The sequence below is a fragment of the Massilia agri genome (genome assembly GCF_024753255.1).
GTDB classification, from domain to species: Bacteria; Pseudomonadota; Gammaproteobacteria; order Burkholderiales; family Burkholderiaceae_D; genus Telluria; species Telluria agri.
Window position 1 is genome coordinate 21,432 of sequence record NZ_JANUHA010000011.1, and the last position, 17,845, is coordinate 39,276.

General features: G+C 65.9%; 16 protein-coding genes. 2 read left to right on the top strand and 14 right to left on the bottom strand.

Annotation, left to right across the window (positions count from 1 at the left end):
* Position 1 precedes the first annotated feature (1 nt).
* From NX780_RS15805 to NX780_RS15815, 3 genes are all read right to left on the bottom strand, one after another.
* Positions 2 to 1,456, bottom strand: coding sequence for a Ppx/GppA phosphatase family protein (locus tag NX780_RS15805; protein WP_258828835.1), 1,455 nt, complete (start codon positions 1,454 to 1,456; stop codon positions 2 to 4).
* A 75-nt stretch (positions 1,457 to 1,531) separates the two neighbouring features.
* Positions 1,532 to 1,714 carry a hypothetical protein gene (locus NX780_RS15810; RefSeq protein ID WP_258828836.1) on the bottom strand — a complete coding sequence of 61 codons (183 nt, stop codon included), beginning with the start codon at positions 1,712 to 1,714 and terminating at the stop codon, positions 1,532 to 1,534.
* Positions 1,711 to 2,886, bottom strand: a complete 1,176-nt coding sequence (locus tag NX780_RS15815; protein ID WP_258828837.1) for a PepSY-associated TM helix domain-containing protein — start codon at positions 2,884 to 2,886, stop codon at positions 1,711 to 1,713. Before NX780_RS15815 ends, NX780_RS15810 begins: the two co-directional genes overlap by 4 nt.
* Positions 2,887 to 2,995: 109 nt before the next feature.
* On the opposite strand from NX780_RS15815, the gene NX780_RS15820 reads away from it, so the two are divergent.
* On the top strand, positions 2,996 to 5,134 hold the full coding sequence (locus tag NX780_RS15820) for a TonB-dependent receptor (RefSeq protein ID WP_258828838.1): 2,139 nt from the start codon (positions 2,996 to 2,998) through the stop codon (positions 5,132 to 5,134).
* 28 nt (positions 5,135 to 5,162) lie between these two features.
* Here NX780_RS15820 and NX780_RS15825 read toward each other — a convergent pair whose 3' ends face one another.
* The 4 genes from NX780_RS15825 to ppsA form a co-directional block, all read right to left on the bottom strand.
* Positions 5,163 to 5,987 carry an SDR family oxidoreductase gene (locus NX780_RS15825; protein WP_258828839.1) on the bottom strand — a complete coding sequence of 275 codons (825 nt, stop codon included), beginning with the start codon at positions 5,985 to 5,987 and terminating at the stop codon, positions 5,163 to 5,165.
* Positions 5,984 to 6,904, bottom strand: a complete 921-nt coding sequence (locus NX780_RS15830; RefSeq protein ID WP_258828840.1) for an SPFH domain-containing protein — start codon at positions 6,902 to 6,904, stop codon at positions 5,984 to 5,986. Before NX780_RS15830 ends, NX780_RS15825 begins: the two co-directional genes overlap by 4 nt.
* Positions 6,905 to 6,943: 39 nt before the next feature.
* The gene (locus NX780_RS15835; protein WP_258828841.1) at positions 6,944 to 7,366 is read right to left on the bottom strand and encodes an NfeD family protein; all 423 of its coding nucleotides are present in this window, start codon (positions 7,364 to 7,366) and stop codon (positions 6,944 to 6,946) included.
* 260 nt (positions 7,367 to 7,626) lie between these two features.
* Entirely contained in the window at positions 7,627 to 10,074 is a 2,448-nt protein-coding gene (ppsA, locus tag NX780_RS15840) for a phosphoenolpyruvate synthase (protein ID WP_258828842.1), read from the bottom strand.
* Positions 10,075 to 10,255: 181 nt separating this feature from the next.
* On the opposite strand from ppsA, the gene ppsR reads away from it, so the two are divergent.
* Entirely contained in the window at positions 10,256 to 11,104 is an 849-nt protein-coding gene (gene ppsR / locus NX780_RS15845; RefSeq protein WP_258828843.1) for a posphoenolpyruvate synthetase regulatory kinase/phosphorylase PpsR, read from the top strand.
* A 460-nt stretch (positions 11,105 to 11,564) separates the two neighbouring features.
* On the opposite strand, the gene NX780_RS15850 is transcribed toward ppsR, so the two are convergent.
* From NX780_RS15850 to lpxD, 7 genes are all read right to left on the bottom strand, one after another.
* Positions 11,565 to 12,761 (bottom strand): EAL domain-containing response regulator, encoded by a 1,197-nt coding sequence (locus NX780_RS15850; protein ID WP_258828844.1) that lies wholly within the window; start codon positions 12,759 to 12,761, stop codon positions 11,565 to 11,567.
* Between the two features lie 61 nt (positions 12,762 to 12,822).
* On the bottom strand, positions 12,823 to 13,617 hold the full coding sequence (locus NX780_RS15855) for a TrmH family RNA methyltransferase (RefSeq protein ID WP_258828845.1): 795 nt from the start codon (positions 13,615 to 13,617) through the stop codon (positions 12,823 to 12,825).
* A gap of 11 nt (positions 13,618 to 13,628) precedes the next feature.
* Complete coding sequence (gene rnhB, locus NX780_RS15860) at positions 13,629 to 14,273, bottom strand: ribonuclease HII (RefSeq protein ID WP_258828846.1); 645 nt, start codon at positions 14,271 to 14,273, stop codon at positions 13,629 to 13,631.
* A gap of 6 nt (positions 14,274 to 14,279) precedes the next feature.
* Positions 14,280 to 15,410: a lipid-A-disaccharide synthase gene (gene lpxB / locus NX780_RS15865; RefSeq protein ID WP_258828961.1), complete on the bottom strand. Its 1,131-nt coding sequence runs from the start codon at positions 15,408 to 15,410 to the stop codon at positions 14,280 to 14,282.
* Between the two features lie 40 nt (positions 15,411 to 15,450).
* Complete coding sequence (gene lpxA, locus NX780_RS15870) at positions 15,451 to 16,239, bottom strand: acyl-ACP--UDP-N-acetylglucosamine O-acyltransferase (protein ID WP_258828847.1); 789 nt, start codon at positions 16,237 to 16,239, stop codon at positions 15,451 to 15,453.
* Positions 16,239 to 16,736, bottom strand: coding sequence for a 3-hydroxyacyl-ACP dehydratase FabZ (fabZ, locus tag NX780_RS15875; protein WP_258828848.1), 498 nt, complete (start codon positions 16,734 to 16,736; stop codon positions 16,239 to 16,241). The genes lpxA and fabZ overlap by 1 nt, the downstream gene beginning before the upstream one ends.
* On the bottom strand, positions 16,733 to 17,806 hold the full coding sequence (gene lpxD / locus NX780_RS15880; RefSeq protein WP_258828849.1) for a UDP-3-O-(3-hydroxymyristoyl)glucosamine N-acyltransferase: 1,074 nt from the start codon (positions 17,804 to 17,806) through the stop codon (positions 16,733 to 16,735). The genes fabZ and lpxD overlap by 4 nt, the downstream gene beginning before the upstream one ends.
* Positions 17,807 to 17,845: the final 39 nt, after the last annotated feature.

Here is a 17,845-nt window from a genome sequence, read left to right on the forward strand (position 1 = left end):
TTCAAATCTCCCTGGCCTGGAACGCGATCCCGATCTCGCTCCAGGCTTCTTCTTCCTTCATCAGCCACGGCCACAAGGTCGGATGTTTGCCCAGCAACTGCGCCGGCAGATCGAGCTCGATCCGCGTGGCCTTCATGCGCGCCTTCATCCCCGCCAGGTCGTCATCCGCACGCGCGTGCATGCACACCACCGCCATGCGCAGCGCCAGCACGGCCTTGGCCAGGTCGAGGTCGAACAGGGCGTCGCGGATCTTGCGCAGATTGCCCTTCTGGCCCAGCAACAGGGTGCCCATCAGGCGCTGCTCGCGCGTGGTGAAGCCGGCCAGGTCGGCGTGCTCGACGATGTAGGCGCCGTGCTTGTGCGCCCCGGTCATCGAGATGGCCAGGCCGACTTCGTGCAGCATCGCGCTCCAGCACAGGTAGGGGTGGCGCGAGTCGAGCGGCTCCAGCTGCTCGTAGACCTTCGAGGCGATGCCGGCGGTGCGCATGGCGCGCTGGCCGTCCACGCCGAAGCGGCGCATGCAGGCGCGGATCGCCGCGTCGCGCCGGTCGCGGCTGTTCGCGCGCAGCTCGAGGTCGGACAGCACGCCCAGGCGCAGGCCGGCGTTGATGGCGGTGAGGCGCGCGATGCCGAGTTCCTGCATCACGCCGATCAGCACCGTCAGGCCGCCCACCATCACAGGCACCCGCTCCTTCTTGATGCCCGGCATGCTGAAGGCATCGACGTGGCCGAGTTCCAGCAGGATGTCGCGCAGCGCGTGCAGGCTGGCCTGCGACATGCCGCCGTCGCCGATGCTGTTCTTCGCGATCACTTCGGCGATGGCGCGCATGGTGCCGGAGGAGCCGTAGGCCGCATCCCAGCCCTGGGCCCGGTACAGGTCCGCGGCGTCCTCGAAACGGGCGCGCGCCTCGGTGACGGCGGCGTCGAAGCGGCTTGCCGTGATGCGGCCGTCCGCGAAGAAGGCGGCGGTTTGCGGATGGGTGCCGATGCCGAAGGATTCGACCAGGGTGATCTCCGGCCCGATGGCGGCGATGACCTCGGTCGAGCCGCCGCCGATGTCGACCACGATGCGGCGCTCGTCCGGCTTGTCGATGGCGCGCGCCACGCCCATGTAGATCAGCCGGCCCTCTTCCTCGCCCGAGATGACTTCGATGGGATGGCCGATCGCCGCCTCCAGCTGCGGCAGCAGCTGGTCGGCATTGCGCGCCACGCGCAGGGTGTTGGTGGCGACCACGCGCACGGCGTCGAGCGTGTATTCGTCGAGGATGGCGCGGAAATCCTGCAAGGTGCGCACGGCCGTGCGCATGGCGGAGTCGCTCAGCAGATTGTCCTTGTCGAGGCCTGCCGCGAGGCGGATCGGATCGCGCGCGGTGCGCACGATGTGCATGCGGCCGCCCGCCGGCTCGCCGATGTGAAGCCGGAAGCTGTTGGACCCGAGGTCCACTGCTGCAAACATACGCGCTCTCGTCTGGTGGTGTCGTCGGGAGCAGTATACAGGCTCACGGCGCGCTTTTGCAGGGCCGCGCCTACCTTATCGCTTCGCCGGCTGGCGGCGCAGGCCGTACCAGGCGCCGGCCAGCACCGGGGCGCCCAGCGTCAGGCTCGATACCAGGTCCCAGACGCCGTCGCCCAGCAGGGCGGCGACGAGGCCGATGGTGGTGAGCACGCCCAGCAGGATGGGCGCACCCCAGATTTGGGATGGTGTGCGGATCATGATGCCTTGTTGGATGCGGCCAGCGCCGGCGCCTCGTGCGCCGCGCCCTGACCTTGCTTGAGGGGTTTGGGGGCGCGGTTGCGCTTGAGCCAGAGATACAGGCCGCTGCCCAGGAGGATGATGGTGCCGATGTCGAGCAGCGCCCACAGGAGCTTCATGGGCTGGCCGCCGTAGTCGCCGAAGTGCAGCGGCTGCGACAGCAGCAGCGCGGTCAGGTACCAGGGCAGCTCGCGCTGGTCCGTGATCTCGCCGGTGGCGGCATCGATCAAGACAGGCTTGTACAGGCGCGAGCTGAAGGCTTCGTCGCCGCGCATGAAGACGCCGTAGTGGTGGGGACTGGAGAACGGCGTGCCGGGGAAAGCCACGAAGCCGACCTTCATGCCCGGCTCCGCGCTTTCCGCGCGCACGATGGCTTCGTGCAGCGACGACATCCTGGTGACCTGCGGCTGGCCCTCGTAGGGCTTGAGCATGACGGCGAGCTCGTTGTTCTGCCAGTACTTGAGCAGCAGGTCGGCCCAGGTATTGACCATGCCGGTCGCGCCCACCACGAAGACCCAAACCAGGGTGACGATGCCGAGCAGGTTGTGCAGATCGAGCCATTTGATGACGCGGCTGCGCTCGTGGCGCACGGCGCCGAAATCGAGCTTGCGCATGAAGGGGGCGTACAGCACCACGCCGCTGACCACGGCGACGATGAGCAGCAGGCCCATGAAGCCCAGGAAGAGTTTGCCCGGCAGGCCCGCGAACAGGTCCACGTGCAGGCGGAACATGGTCGACATGAAGACGCCGCCCTCGAAGGCCGGCTCGGTGATGACCTTGGTGGTGCGGGAATCGACGGCGATCGGCTTGTAGTGCTCGTCGTTCGGATGGTCGCCCAGGGTCACGTTCCAGATCGCCGGCTCGTCGATCTCCATCGAGATGTACATCGGGATCTTGGTCGGATACAGGGCCTGGGCCGAGGCCAGCACGGCGTCGATATTGCCGCGCGGAGGATTCGTGCCCATCTCCGCCGGGAGGGCCGGGGCCTCGACGTCGGTGCCGAGCAGGTGGCCGATCTCATGGTGGTAGATCAGCGGCAGGCCGGTCAGGCACAGCAGCAGCATGAAGACGGTGCAGACCAGGCTGCTCCACTTGTGGATCCAGCTCCAGCGGCGGAGATTCGAGGGGGACATGAGGCGTCGGGGTTGCTTGAACAGGAGAATAATAATGGTTCTCATTTACAGAGGCAAGCCGAAACCGGTAAAATGACAATCATTCTCAATAAGAACACCGCTTACGCTCATGAAACTGCTTCGCCTCTCCCCGATCGCCCTCGCCGTCGCCGCCTTTGCCGTCCACGCCCAGGAAACCGCCACCGAGCCCGTCGCCACCGTCGTCGTGAGCGCCTCGGCCGACGCTTCCGCACAGGGCCTGCCCTCCGCCTACGCCGGCGGCCAGGTGGCCCGCGGCGGCCGCCTCGGCCTGCTGGGCAATGTGGACATCATGGACACGCCCTTCAACACCACCAACTACACCCTCGGCATCATCCAGGACCAGCAGGCGCGCAGCGTCGGCGACGTGGTCGCGAACGACCCGGCGGTGCGCTCGGCGCGCGGCTTCGGCAACTACCAGGAGCTGTACATGATCCGCGGCTTCCCGGTCTACTCGGACGACATGGCCTACAACGGCCTGTACGGCCTGCTGCCGCGCCAGTTCGTGGCCTCCGAGCTGCTCGAGCGCGTCGAAGTGCTGCGCGGCGCCAACAGCTTCGTCACCGGCGCGCCCCCGGGCAGCGGCGGCATCGGCGGCTCCATCAACCTGCTCCCGAAGCGTGCGGCCAACAAGCCGCTCACGCAGGTGACGGCCGGCGTGGAAACCGGCGGCCAGGGCTACCTCGCGACGGACGTCTCGCGCCGCTTCGGTGAAGAGAACCGCCTCGGCGTGCGCGTGAACGCCGTGCGCCGCGACGGCGACACCGCGGTGGACCGCGAGAGCCGCGAGCTGAGCGTGTACGCGGTGGGCATGGACTACCGCGGCCGCGGCTACCGCCTGTCGGCCGACATCGGCCACCAGGACCACCAGTTGCGCGGCGCGCGTCCGAGCGTCACCGTGAACGACGCGCTGCCGATCGTGGCCGCGCCCGACAGCGACAGCAATTACGCCCAGCCCTGGACCTTCTCAGGCGAGCGCGACACCTTCGGCACCCTGCGCGCGGAAGCCGACCTGCCTGGCGGCGCCACCGCCTGGGCGGCCCTGGGCATGCGCAAGGGCGATGAATTCAACATCATCTCGTCGCCAACGGTCACCGCCCTGAATGGCGCCACCACCATGACCCGCTTCGACAATGTGCGCGAAGACGATGTGCGCACCGGCGAGGTCGGTGTGCGCACGGAACTGAAGACCGGCGCGGTTTCGCACAAGCTGAGCGCCTCGGCGTCGACCTTCCACGCCGAGTCGAAGAACGCCTACGCGATGAGCGACTTCGCGGGCTTCCCCTCGAACCTGTATCGCCCGGTGGACGTGGCCGCGCCCTCCTCCGCCTTCTTCACGGGCGGGAACATGAACAACCCGCTGCTGACCCAGAAGACCATCGCCTCGAGCCTGGCGATCGCGGACACCCTCGGCTTCCTCGACGAGCGCGTGCTGGTGACGGTGGGCGCGCGCTACCAGAAGCTCAAGGACTACGGCTACGACTACGGCACGGGCGCGCCGAACGCCGCCTATGAAGAAGGCGAACTGACGCCGGTGGCCGGCATCGTCTACAAGCCCGTCAAGAGCGTGTCCGTGTACGCCAACTATGCGGAAGCACTGCAGAAAGGTCCGGTCGCTTCGGGCGTCAACATCGTCAACCAGGGCGAAGTCTTCGCACCCTACGTCTCGCGCCAGAAAGAAGTGGGCGCCAAATACGACAGCGGCAAGCTGGGCATGAGCGCGGCGGTATTCACCACCTCGCGTCCGAGCGGCGCCGTGGTCGACAACCGCTTCGGCATCTATGGCGCCCAGCGCAACCGCGGCGTGGAAATGAATGTGTTCGGCATGCCGATGCAGGGCCTGCGCCTGCTGGGCGGCCTGACCCTGCTGGACGCCGAACAGGAAAGCAGCGGCAAGGACGTGATCGGCGTGCCGAAGACCCAGCTGAACCTGGGCGCCGACTGGGACGTCCCGGGCGTGCAGGGCCTGGCGCTGAACGCGCGCGTGCTGTACACCAGCAAGCAGTACGCCAACGACGCGAACACCCAGCAGCTGCCCTCGTGGACCCGCCTGGACATCGGCGCGAACTACCTGCTGCGCTTCATGGACCGCGACGTGACGCTGCGCGCACGCATCGACAACGTCACCGACAAGCGCTACTGGGCATCGGCGGGTGGCTATCCGGGCTACGGCTACCTGGTGCAGGGCAACCCGCGCAGCGTCGTGGTCTCGGCGACCGTCGACTTCTGATGCAGCGAGCTCCCGCGCAGGCGGGAGCTCAGTGCGGGCGCACGTCCTGCTTCAGCGCCGCCAGGGCCATCTTCTCGACCAGCCCTGGCGCCAGCAGTTTCAGGAAGCGCCCCACCTTGCCCTTCGCCGTCATCACCACCTCGCGCTTGCGCCCGTCCATTCCGGCGATGATCAGGCGCGCGCACTCTTCCACGCTCATGGCGCCCTCTTCCTTCAGGGCGCTCGATCCCATCGCCGCTCCTTGCGCATTGAAGCCGCGGTAACGGATCTGCGTGGCCACCACGCCCGGATAGGCCGTGGTGACGCTCACGCCCGCACCCTTCACTTCCGCCCGCAAGGCCTCGAAGAAGCCCGTCATCGCGAACTTGCTCGCGCTGTAGGCGGTGCGGCCGGGCACGCCAACCAGGCCGGCCAGCGAAGACACGGCGACGATCTTGCCCTGTGAGGCCTTGAGGGCCGGCAGCGCTGCCTGGGTGCACCAGACACTGCCCCACAGGTTCACCCGCATCAGCTCCTCATACCAGGACAGGTCCTCGACTTCCTCGAACAGGGCGTGCGCCGAGCGGCCCGCGTTGTTGACCAGGACATCGATGCGGCCGAAGCGTTCGATCCCGCTGACGATCAGGCGCCGGCACTGGATCTGGATGCCGACGTCGGTCGGCACCGCGAGCGCCTGCGCACCAAACGCGGCGCACTCGCCGGCCACCGCATCGAGCTGCGCCGCATTGCGCGCGGCCAGCACCAGGGCGATGCCGGCGCCCTCTTTCGAGGCCAACTGGCGCGCCATCTCCGCGCCGATGCCGTCCGAGGCGCCGGTAATGACGACGACCCGTGGCTCTCGTGCCCCGTTCATTTTTGCGCCTTCACGATCTGCAGGGCGCTCGCGATCACGCTGCTCATGTCGCCCATGTTCGCGGGGACGATGAGCGAGTTGTTGGTCTTGGCGAGATTCGCGAAGGCGTCGACGTAGTGCTCGGCCACGCGCAGGTTGACGGCGTCCATGCCGCCCGGCTCGCGGATCGCGGCACCCACCTGGCGCAGCGCGGCGGCGCTCGCGTCGGCCAGCGCGACGATGGCGCTGGCCTCGCCCTGGGCGCGGTTGATGGCGGCCTGGCGTTCGCCTTCCGAGCGCAGGGTCGCGGCTTCGCGTTCGCCGCTGGCGATGTTGATCTGTTCCTGGCGGCGGCCTTCCGAGGCCGCGATCAGAGCGCGCTTTTCGCGCTCGGCCGTGATCTGGCGCTGCATCGCATGCAGGATCTCGGCTGGCGGCGTCAGGTCCTTGATCTCGTAGCGCAGCACCTTCACGCCCCAGTTGGCGGCCGATTCGTCGATGGCGTTGACGATGGTCGTGTTGATGTGGTCGCGCTCTTCGAAGGTTTTATCGAGCTCCATCTTGCCGATCACCGAACGCAAGGTGGTCTGGGCCAGCTGGGTGATGGCCTGGATGTAGTTCGACGACCCATAGGAGGCGCGCATGGCGTCGGTCACCTGGAAGTAGAGGATGCCGTCGACTTGCAGCTGGGTGTTGTCCTTGGTGATGCAGACCTGCGGCGGCACGTCGAGCGGAATCTCCTTCAGGCTGTGCTTGTAGGCGATGCGGTCGATGAAGGGCACGACGATGTTCAGGCCCGGGGCCAGCACGGCGTGGAACTTGCCGAGGCGTTCGACGACCCAGGCGTGCTGCTGGGGCACGACGTTGATCGTCTTGAAGATGAAGACCAGCGCGATGACGAAAAAGACCAAGGCGACAGTGCCGAACGTGAATTCCATGAGCATCCCTTATAAATGATAGTCAACTATTTGTTGAACTTATGAGTTGGTGACGATGAGGCGACTTCCCTGGACCTCGACGATGCGGAAGTTGCCCGCTTCCGGCCGGCTGCCTGCGCCGAGTTCGACGTCCCAGAGGGCGCCGCGGTACATGACGCGCGCGCGGCCGTCAGTCCATGCGTCGACCAGCACCCGCTGGCCGATGTCGAGGTTGACGTTGCTGTCGCGCGTGGCTTCCCGGCGCGCCGGGCGGCCGAAGCGGCTGCGGTGCAGGATGGCGGTGGCTGCCAGGCCCACGCTTGCTGCCACGAAGGTCTGCAGCGGCCCGCTCAGGCCGAGCCAGGCGGCGAGCGCGCCGGCCGAGAGGCCGACCGCGATCATCAGGAGATAGAAGGTGCCGGTGAACAGTTCGGCGATTACGAGGATACCCGCCGCTACCAGCCAGCTCATCCAGTCGGTCATCGGTTTGTCTCCTTTCGTGGGGTTTGAAAAAGTAAAAAACCCCCGCGGCCTGCAGGAGGCGGCGAGGGTTTCATGGTGTCGGTGCGCTTGATTATTGTGTGCTTTCTGGCAAAGAGTTGTCTATGTCAGTGTAGCAGGTATGGACGGTAAAGGAAGGGTTCCGTGCAAGGTTATCGTCAGCGCATAGATATCCGCCCGCGATGGTTTGACATGGGATTGACAGCGTGGGCGGGAAGAACCGCCCACGCTGCCATGACTACTTACTTCGATGCCAGCTTGTTCCAGGTATCGATCACCGAATCCGGATTGAGCGACATCGATTCGATGCCCTCACCCACCAGCCACTCGGCGAAGTCCGGATTGTCCGACGGCCCCTGGCCGCAGATGCCGATGTACTTGCCTTGCGCGCGGCAGGCCTTGATCGCCAGCGAGAGCATGGCTTTCACGGCCGGGTCGCGTTCGTCGAAGTCCTTGGCCAGCAGCTCCATGCCGGAGTCGCGGTCCAGGCCCAGGGTCAGCTGGGTCAGGTCGTTCGAGCCGATCGAGAAGCCGTCGAAATAATCGAGGAACTGCTCGGCCAGGATCGCGTTGGAGGGCACCTCGCACATCATGATGACGCGCAGGCCGTTCTCGCCGCGCTTCAGGCCATACTTGGCCAGCAGGCCGATGACCTTCTCGGCCTGGCCCAGGGTGCGGACAAACGGGATCATGATCTCGACGTTGGTGAGACCCATCTCTTCGCGCACCCGCTTCATGGCCATGCATTCCATCTCGAAGGCTTCGGCGAAGTCTTCGGCCAGGTAGCGGGCGGCGCCGCGGAAGCCCAGCATCGGATTCTCTTCGTCCGGCTCGTAGCGCGAGCCGCCGATCAGCTTCTTGTACTCGTTCGACTTGAAGTCGGACAGGCGCACGATCACCGGCTTCGGCCAGAAGGCCGCGGCGATGGTGGCCACGCCTTCGGCCAGCTTGTCGACGTAGAAGGCGCGCGGCGAGGCGTGGCCTCGAGCGACCGATTCGACCGCTTTCTTGAGGTCCGCATCGATGTTCGGGTACTCGAGGATGGCCTTCGGGTGCACGCCGATGTTGTTGTTGATGATGAACTCGAGGCGGGCGAGGCCCACGCCGCCGTTCGGCACCGACTGGAAGTCGAAGGCCAGCTGCGGGTTGCCGACGTTGAGCATGATCTTGGTCGGGATCGGCGGGAGTTCGCCACGCGAGACTTCGGTGACCTCGGTTTCCAGCAGGCCGTCGTAGATCTTGCCTTCGTCGCCTTCAGCGCAGGAGACGGTAACAAAAGTGCCGTCCTTCAGGGTCTCGGTCGCGTCGCCGCAGCCGACCACCGCCGGCACGCCCAGTTCACGGGCGATGATCGCCGCGTGGCAGGTGCGCCCGCCGCGGTTGGTGACGATGGCCGAGGCGCGCTTCATGACCGGCTCCCAGTTCGGGTCGGTCATGTCCGCGACCAGCACGTCGCCCGGCTGCACGCGTTCCATCTCGCTCGGATCGTGGATCACGCGCACGGGGCCGGCGCCGATCTTCTGGCCGATCGCGCGGCCCGAGGTGAGCACGGTGCCCGAACCCTTGAGGCTGAAGCGCTGCTGCGAATCGCTCGCCTTCTGCTGCGACTTCACGGTTTCCGGACGCGCCTGCAGGATGTAGAGCTTGCCGTCGCGGCCATCCTTGCCCCACTCGATGTCCATCGGACGGCCATAGTGGTTCTCGATGATGACGGCGTACTTGGCCAGTTCCACCACTTCCGCATCGGTGAGCGAATAGCGGTTGCGCAGTTCGATCGGCACGTCGACGGTCTTCACCGAGCGGCCGGGCTTGGCTTCGCTGGTGAACTCCATCTTGATCAGCTTCGAGCCGATGTTGCGGCGGATGACCGGCGATTTGCCCTGCGCGAGCATCGGCTTGTGCACGTAGAACTCGTCCGGGTTCACGGCGCCCTGCACCACGGTCTCGCCCAGGCCGTAGCTCGAGGTGATGAACACCACGTCCTTGAAGCCCGATTCGGTATCGATGGTGAACATGACGCCCGCCGCACCCGTATCGGAACGCACCATGCGCTGCACGCCGGCCGACAGCGCGACCTCGGCGTGGGTGAAGCCTTTGTGCACGCGGTAGGAAATCGCGCGGTCGTTGTAGAGCGAGGCGAAGACGTGCTTCATGGCTTCGAGCACGTTGTCGATGCCGACGACGTTCAGGAAGGTCTCCTGCTGGCCGGCGAAGGATGCGTCGGGCAGGTCTTCGGCGGTGGCCGAGGAGCGCACGGCGAAGGAGACTTCGGTACGGGAATCGGCCACGAGGCGCTCGTAGAAGTCGCGGATCTCGGCTTCCAGGCGCGGCTGGAAGGGTGTGTCCACGATCCACTGGCGGATCTCGGCGCCGGCCGCGGCCAGCGAACGGACATCGTCGATGTCCAGGTTCTCGAGGCGCGTGGCGATGCGCTGGGCCAGCGAATTTGCTCCCCCTTGGCCACCTTCGACCTTGTACTCGAGGAAGTCGCGGAAGGCGTCGGCCGTGGTGGCGAAGCCGGTCGGGACGCGCACGCCCGCGCTGGCCAGCTGCGAGATCATCTCGCCGAGCGAGGCATTCTTGCCGCCGACCGATTCGACGTCGCTCATGCGCAGGTTCTCGAACGACGCCACGTAGGTACGTGTCGCCTGATCAGGCTCCTTCAATGCTGCTACAGACAGGTTAGTCATGGTGATACACCCTTACTTGAGATAGAAACCTTTTGGCAGCGCTGGGCGACGGAGTGTTCTTGTTATTCTGGCCGTCGTGCAGCACAATGCAGACCCGTTGCCGAGCATTTTAACCCGTGCGCGGGCGATGCACACCGCACAATGCTGCAACTTTGTCACGACGACTTAGCAAGACGACACCATGACCATCGAAGCAACCGCCACACCTGCCCCTTCCTCGCGCACCGTGTTCTTCGTCTCCGACGGCACCGGCATCACGGCCGAGACCTTCGGCCATGCGGTGCTGAGCCAGTTCGAAATGCGCTTCCGCCAGATCCGCCTGCCCTTCATCGACTCGATCGAGAAGGCGCACGACGCGGCGCGCCGCATCAACGACAGCTTCGCACGCGACGGCCAGCGGCCGATCGTGTTCTCGACCCTGGTCAAGCACGACCTGTCGAGCGTGATCCGGGCGGCTCAGGGCATGCACATGGACCTGTTCCAGACTTTTGTTGCGCCGCTCGAGCAGGAACTGGAGATCAAGTCGACGCACACCATCGGGCGCATCCACAATGCGGTGGATACCGAGGAGTACAAGAACCGCATCGAGGCCATCAACTTCTCGCTGGCGCACGACGACGGGCAGTCGCACAAGAACCTGGCGGAGGCCGACGTGATCCTGGTCGGCGTCTCGCGTTCGGGCAAGACCCCGACCAGCCTCTACCTGGCAATGCAGTACGGCCTGAAGGCCGCGAACTACCCCTTGATTCCCGACGACTTCGAACGCGGCAAGCTGCCCTCGTCGCTGCCGCCCTTCAAATCCAAGTTGTTTGGCCTGACCATCACGCCCGAGCGCCTGTCCCAGATCCGGAACGAACGCCGCGCCGGCAGCAAGTATGCGTCGATCGAGAACTGCCGCTATGAGGTGAACGAGGCCGAAGCGATGATGAAACGCGAAGGCATCCGCTGGCTCTCGTCGACCACCAAGTCCATCGAAGAAATCGCCACCACCATCCTGCAAGAAATCAAACCAGACCGCCGCGAGTATTAACCCTGGGGTCAGAGTTGAATTGTTGGGAAACTTTCGAAAATTTCCTGCAATTCGACTCCGACCCTGATTCCGCAGCGGCACCTGGTCTTGCAAATTAATGAGGGTCAGAGCCGAATTATTCGGAAACTTTCAGGAGTTTCCCAACAATTTGACTCTGACCCTCACGGTTTTGATGCGCAATCGAATCGGTTTAGTATTAGCTTAGCAATTAATCCTATTGAACAATTGATCTGTAATATTTTTCGTCACAGATAACAAGATTTGACGTCAAACGAGCAAGGGTCGGAGTCGAATTACGGAGCAATTTCCGATAATTGCCCAATAATTTGACTCTGACCCTATTTAATTTCTGGGGCAAAGTCTGCCCAGCAATTAGGGTCGGAGTCGAATTCCAGGCAATTCTGGGGAATTGCTCAACAATTTGACTCTGACCCCGCAGTGCGACCCGCGGTGCGGGGGCTTAGAAGAAGTGGCGCCAGTCTTCGAGCCAGCCGGGGAAGGCGGCGGCTTCCATGGGGTTGGCGATGTGGTAGCCCTGGGCGTAGGTGCAGCCGAGGTTCTGGAGGAAGTCCCAGTCCTGGCGCGTCTCCACCCCCACGGCGACCGACATGCGGTCCAGGCTGTGGGCCAGGCCGAGGCAGGAGCGCAGGACCGTGCCGAGGGGGCGGCGCTTGGAGGCGCCGTCGACGAAGCTGCGGTCGATCTTGAGCTCGGTGAAGGGGATGCGGGCCAGGAGCTGCAGGTTCGAGCGGCCGGTGCCGTAGTCGTCGATGGCCAGGCCGAAGCCCATCATGCGCAGGCGGACCAGGCGTTCGATGAAGTTCGGGTCGGTGTTCAGCACCGAGGATTCCGGCATCTCGAAAGTCAGGTATTCCGGCATGATCCCGTGGCGCCCGATGCAGGCGGTGATCTGGCGGACGAAAGCCGGGTGCGCCAGGGTCTCGGGCGCCAGGTTCAGCGAGATCGGGACCGGAATGCCCTGGTCCTGGAACCAGCGGCAGCGTTCGGCCGACAGTTCGATCATGCTCCAGTCGAGGAAGTCGACCCGGTTGTTCTGCTCGAGCGCGTCGATGAAGGACGCGGGGCCGAGCACGCCGTGTTCCGGATGGCGCCAGCGCGCGAAGGCTTCCAGGCCTTTCACCTGGCCGGTGGCGAGTTCGATCTTGGGCTGGAAGAAGGGTTCGAACTGGCGCTTCTGCAGGCCGATGCCGATGTCCTGGAAGCCGAAGCGCGGGCCTGCGGGGCGATCCTCGAGACGCAACGCCGGGGTGTAGTTCTCGAGCAGGGGCTTGAGCTTCACGGCGGTGACCGGCTTGGAGATGGTGCCCAGCAGATCGACGCCGAGGGCCAGCGCCAGCGTCTCCACCGAGAACAGCAGGTTGGCCGGCTGGGCGCCGGTGACGATCAGGCGCGGGCCGCCCTGGAAGCCGCCCAGGTTGCGCAGCAGTTCCAGGCCGTCCATGCCGGGCAGCGCGAGGTCGACGATCGCGACGTCGATCCTGGGGCCGATGCCCGCGTCGAGACGCTGCAGGGCCAGGTGCCCGTCGGGTACGTCGGTGACCCGGCTGGCGCCCAACTGGCCGAGCAGCTCCACCAGCGCTCTGCGCTGGGCCGCGTCGGCTTCCGCCACCAGGAAATGCAAATGCGCGATGTCCATCTCTGCTCCACTCTACCAGGCCCTAGATTACCTTGAGCCCGGCTCGACGTCCATCCCGCGCTTAGTTGCCTGATCGCTGCTGCTGGCGCAGCTGTTCGAAAAAGCACACCGCCGCGCAGGCCGCCACGTTCAGGGACTCGACCTTGCCCGCATGCGGGACCGCGACCCGGTGGGTCGCGATCTCCAGCAGCGCGTTCGATACGCCCTGCCCTTCGTGGCCCAGCACCCAGGCCACCGGCGCGCGCAGGTCGAGGGAATACAGTTGCTCGCTGGCGTAGCCGCTGGTGGCCAGCACCGGCACCTTCGCCTCGCGTACCAGGGGCGCCAGCTCGACGTTCTCGAAGATGTCGAGGACGAAGTGGGCGCCCATCGCGGCGCGCAGCACCTTGGGCGACCAGCAGAAGGCGGTGCCGGGGCTGCAGTAGACCTGCTTGATGCCGCTCGCCGCCGCGCTGCGCAGGATCGAACCGACATTGCCGGGGTCCTGCACGCCGTCGAGCAGCACGGCCGACTCGATCAGTCCCGCAGGCCTGGAAGGCTTGGGCGACTCGACGACGAAGACGATGTTCACGCCGTTCTCGACCTGGCTGACGGCGCCGAACAACGCGTCCGGCAGCGCCGTCACGGGCGCGTGAACAGCCTCGCACTCGGCCACGATAGCGGCGACTTCGGGATTGCCCAGCGCCCCATCCGACACCACGCAATGCAGCGGCGCGCCGCGCAGGTCCAGCCAGGACTGGCACAGGTGCACGCCGTCCAGCAGGCTTTGTCCGGCCTTGCGGCGCGCCTGCGAGCTGGTGGCGAGCGCCTTGAGCTCTTTGTAGAACGCGTTGTCGCGCGAAGTGATGCTCTTCATTCAGCGCAACCTCATGCCGCGAACAGGTCGGTCTGCAGCAGCTCGCGCACCGGCGCAAAGGAGCGGCGGTGCACCGGAGACGGGCCGTGCAGGCGCAGGCGTTCCAGGTGCAGCGCGGTCGAGTAGCCCTTGTGCTGGTCGAAACAGTATTGCGGATACTGGGCGTGCAGCTGCACCAGCGCGGCGTCGCGCGCGGTCTTGGCCAGGATCGAGGCGGCCGAGATGGCGTGCACCTTGTCGTCGCCCTCGACCACGGCGTGGGCCTTGATTTCCATGGGCGGGCAGCGGTTACCGTCGATCAGGGCGATGGTGGGCAGCATCGAGAGCGCTTCCACCGCGCGGCGCATGGCCAGCATGGTCGCGTGCAGGATGTTCAGGGTGTCGATCTCTTCGCAGGAGCACTCGGCGATGGCCCAGGCCAGCGCATGCTCCTTGATCTGCGGCGCCAGCTCGTCGCGGCGTGCCTCCGTCAGCTTCTTCGAGTCGCGCAGGCCTTCGATCGGCTTCTTCGGGTCGAGGATGACGGCGGCGGCGAACACCGGCCCCGCCAGCGGACCCCGGCCGGCCTCGTCCACGCCGCAGACGATGTCGAGGTCGGTGAAAGGCCGCAGCCGTGGCGGCAGGCCGGGGTAGAAATTGAACTTCTTCTTGCTCATTTGCGCTTATTTCCGTTTCCCGATCACGCGGAGCACAGCGTCCGCGCTCGCCTCGGCGCTGTTGCGCAGCAGGCTGTGATGCATGTCCGTGAAGCGCCGCGCCAGAAGCTCGCTCCCGGCCGGATCGTCCAGCTGGCGCCACACGGCATCGGCCAGGGCCTGCGGCGTCGCCGCATGCTGAAGATACTCCGGAACGACGAACTCGCGCGCCAGGATGTTCGGCAGGCCGATCCATGGCTGGTAGCCCATGTGGCGCATGATCTGCCAGGAGGCTTCCATCACCTTGTAGGCGATCACCATCGGCTTCTTAAACAGCGCCACTTCCAGCGTCGCCGTGCCCGATGCCACCAGCACCGCGCTTGCTGCCGCGATGGCCGCATGCGATTGCCCGTCGAGCAGGCGAACAGGCACGTCCGCCAGCCCCGCCTTCTCCACGATCTGCGCATACAAGCCGCGCTGGCGCTCGCCCGCCATCGGCGCAATGAACACGAGATTCGGGTCGCGCTGCGCCAGCAGCTTCGCGGCCCGCACGAAAGGTTCGGCCAGGTACTTCAGCTCGCCCATGCGGCTGCCCGGCATGATGGTCACCACGCGCGCATCGGGCGCAATGCCGAGCGAGGCGCGCGCCGCCGCCACATCGGGCGCCAGCGGAATCATCTCGGCCAGCGGATGGCCGATATAGGTCACCGGCACGCCGGCCGCGCGGTAGATCGCTTCCTCGAAGGGGAAGATGACCAGCATGTGCGACACGGCGCGCTTGATCTTCTTGATGCGCCCGCCCCGCCAGGCCCAGATCTGCGGGCTGACGAAGTGCACGGTCGGAATCCCTTCGGCGCGCAGCTGCTCTTCGAGCCCCAGGTTGAACCCTGGGTAGTCGGCGCCGATGAAGGCTGCCGGGCGTTCCTTCAGGAGGCGGTCGCGCAGGGCGTTCTGGATGCCCTTGATCTCGCGGTAGCGCGGGATGATCTCGAACAGGCCGCGCACGGTGAGCGTCTCGTACGGCACGTCGGACACCATGCCCTGCTCGATCATGCGTGGCCCGCCAATGCCATGGAAGCGCACGTTCGGCAGATGCGGGGTCAAGCCCGCCATGAGGCGCGCGGCGAGCATGTCGCCGGACACCTCGCCGGCAACCATGGCCAGGCTCACGCCCGGGCGCTGCGGGTCGAAGGAGGAATCAGCGGACGATGCCACGGGTCGCCGTATCGAGGAAGTCGCGCAGCGCGCGGATGTCGCCGGCGGCTGCCTGCGAGCGGCCTTCTTCTTCGATCAACGCGGCCTTCGCCTCTTCCAGCGTCAGGCCGGAACGGTACAGCAGCTTGTAGGCGGCGCGGATGCCGTCGATCTGCTCGCGCGTGAAGCCGCGGCGGCGCAGCCCTTCGATATTGATGCCGCGCTGGCCGGCCGGATTGCCCGACACCAGCACGAAGGGCGGCACGTCCTGGGTCAGGCTCGTGTACATGCCGATGAAGGCATGCGCGCCGATCTTGCAGAACTGGTGCACGCCGCAGTAGCCGGACAGGATGGCGTGGTCGCCCACGTGCACGTGGCCGGCCAGCTGGGCATTGTTGGAGAAGATGGTGTGGCTGCCCACCCGGCAGTCGTGCGCCAGGTGCACGTAGGCCGAGATCCAGTTGTCGTCGCCCAGGCGGGTCACGCCTTCGTCCTGGGTCGTGCCCAGGTTCATGGTGACGAACTCGCGGATGGTGTTGCCGTCGCCGATCTCGAGGCGGGTCGGCTCGCCGGCCCACTTCTTGTCCTGGGGCGCGCCGCCGATCGAGCAGAACTGGAAAAACTTGTTGTCCTCGCCGATCGTCGTGTGGCCTTCGATGACCACATGCGGGCCCACCACGGTGCCCGCACCGATGCGCACGTCCGGGCCGATGACGGAATAGGGGCCGACCTCGACCGAGCTGTCCAGCTCCGCCTTGGGATCGACGATCGCGCTAGGATGAATCCTGCTCATTACTGCCCCGCTGCGGCTGCGTTGTCGTTCGCACGGATGGTGCACATCAGCTCACCCTCGACCGCCACCTTGCCGTCCACGCTGGCCACGGCCTTGTACTTCCAGATGCCGCGCGAGACGCGCAGGATCTCGATGTCCATCTTGAGCTGGTCGCCCGGCTCGACCGGGCGCTTGAAGCGCGCATTGTCGATGCCGACGAAGTAAACCACCGAATTCTCGTCCGGTTTCACGTTCATGGTCATGAAGGACAGGATGGCGGCGGTCTGCGCCATCGCTTCGATCATCAGGACGCCCGGCATCACCGGCTTGTGCGGGAAGTGGCCGTTGAAGAATTCTTCGTTGACGGTCACGTTCTTGATCGCGGTGATGCGCTTGCCCAGTTCGACGTCCAGCACGCGGTCGACCAGCAGCAGCGGGTAGCGGTGCGGCAGGTATTCCTTGATCGCGTTGATGTCGAGGGTCTTTACTTCATTCATGGTCTGAGCTTCGGTGGTCATTTTTCCTCTGTAATCGTTCGAATGGTTTTTTCAAGGGAGCGGATCTTCTCGCGCATCGAGGCCAGGTTGCGCACGATGGCGGCGCTGCGCTCCCACTCGGCGTTCTTGGCCAGCGGGTAGAAGCCGGTGTACTGGCCCGGTTCGAGGACCGAGCGCGACACCATGCTGCCGGACGAGATATGGACGTTGTCGGCGATCTCAAGGTGGCCCAGCACCATGGCCGCGCCACCGAAGGTGCAATGCTTGCCGATCTTCGCGCTGCCGGCCACGCCGACGCAGCCGGCCATGGCCGTGTGCGCGCCGATATGGCAGTTGTGGCCGATCTGGATCTGGTTGTCCAGCTTCACGCCGTCTTCGATGATGGTGTCCGCCAGGGCGCCGCGGTCGATGCAGGTGTTGGCGCCGATGTCGACGTCGTCGCCGATCACCACGCCGCCGGTCTGCGGAATCTTGATGTACTTGCCGCCTTCGACGGCAAAGCCGAAGCCGTCGGTGCCGATCACGGCGCCCGAGTGGACGATGCCGCGCGCGCCGATGCGGCAGCCGGCGTGGAAGGTCACGTTGGCGAACAGGTGGGTGCCCTCGCCGATGCGCGCCCCGCGGCCGATGAAGCAGCCGGCATCGATCACGACGTGCGCGCCGATCACGGCGCCCGCTTCGATGGTGACGTTCGGGCCGACGTGGGCGCTCGGGTCGACCAGCGCGTCCTTGTCGACCACCGCGCTCGGGTGGGTCCCCGGCTGGGCGGGAATCTCGCCCAGCGAGACGAAATACTGCGCGGTGCGGGCGAAATAGGCGTAGGGGTTGGTGGTGACGATGCGCGCGCCCTCGTAGGTCGCGGACACGGTCGGGTCGTCCAGCGGCGACAGGATCAGCGCCGCGGCCTGGCTTTGCGCGGCGAGCGCGCGCAGCTTGCTGTTGCTGAGGAAGCTGATGTGCGTGCTGCCTGCGCTGTCGAGCGGCGCGATCGCGGAAACGGTGAGCTCGGGGTCGCCCACCAGCTGTCCGCCGAAGCGCTCGACCAGGTCGGCCAGGCGAACGCCGGGCTGGGTGTGTCGGGTGTCAGTCAATGTCGTGAATCCAGGTGGCTGCAAGCCGCCGGCGCAGTC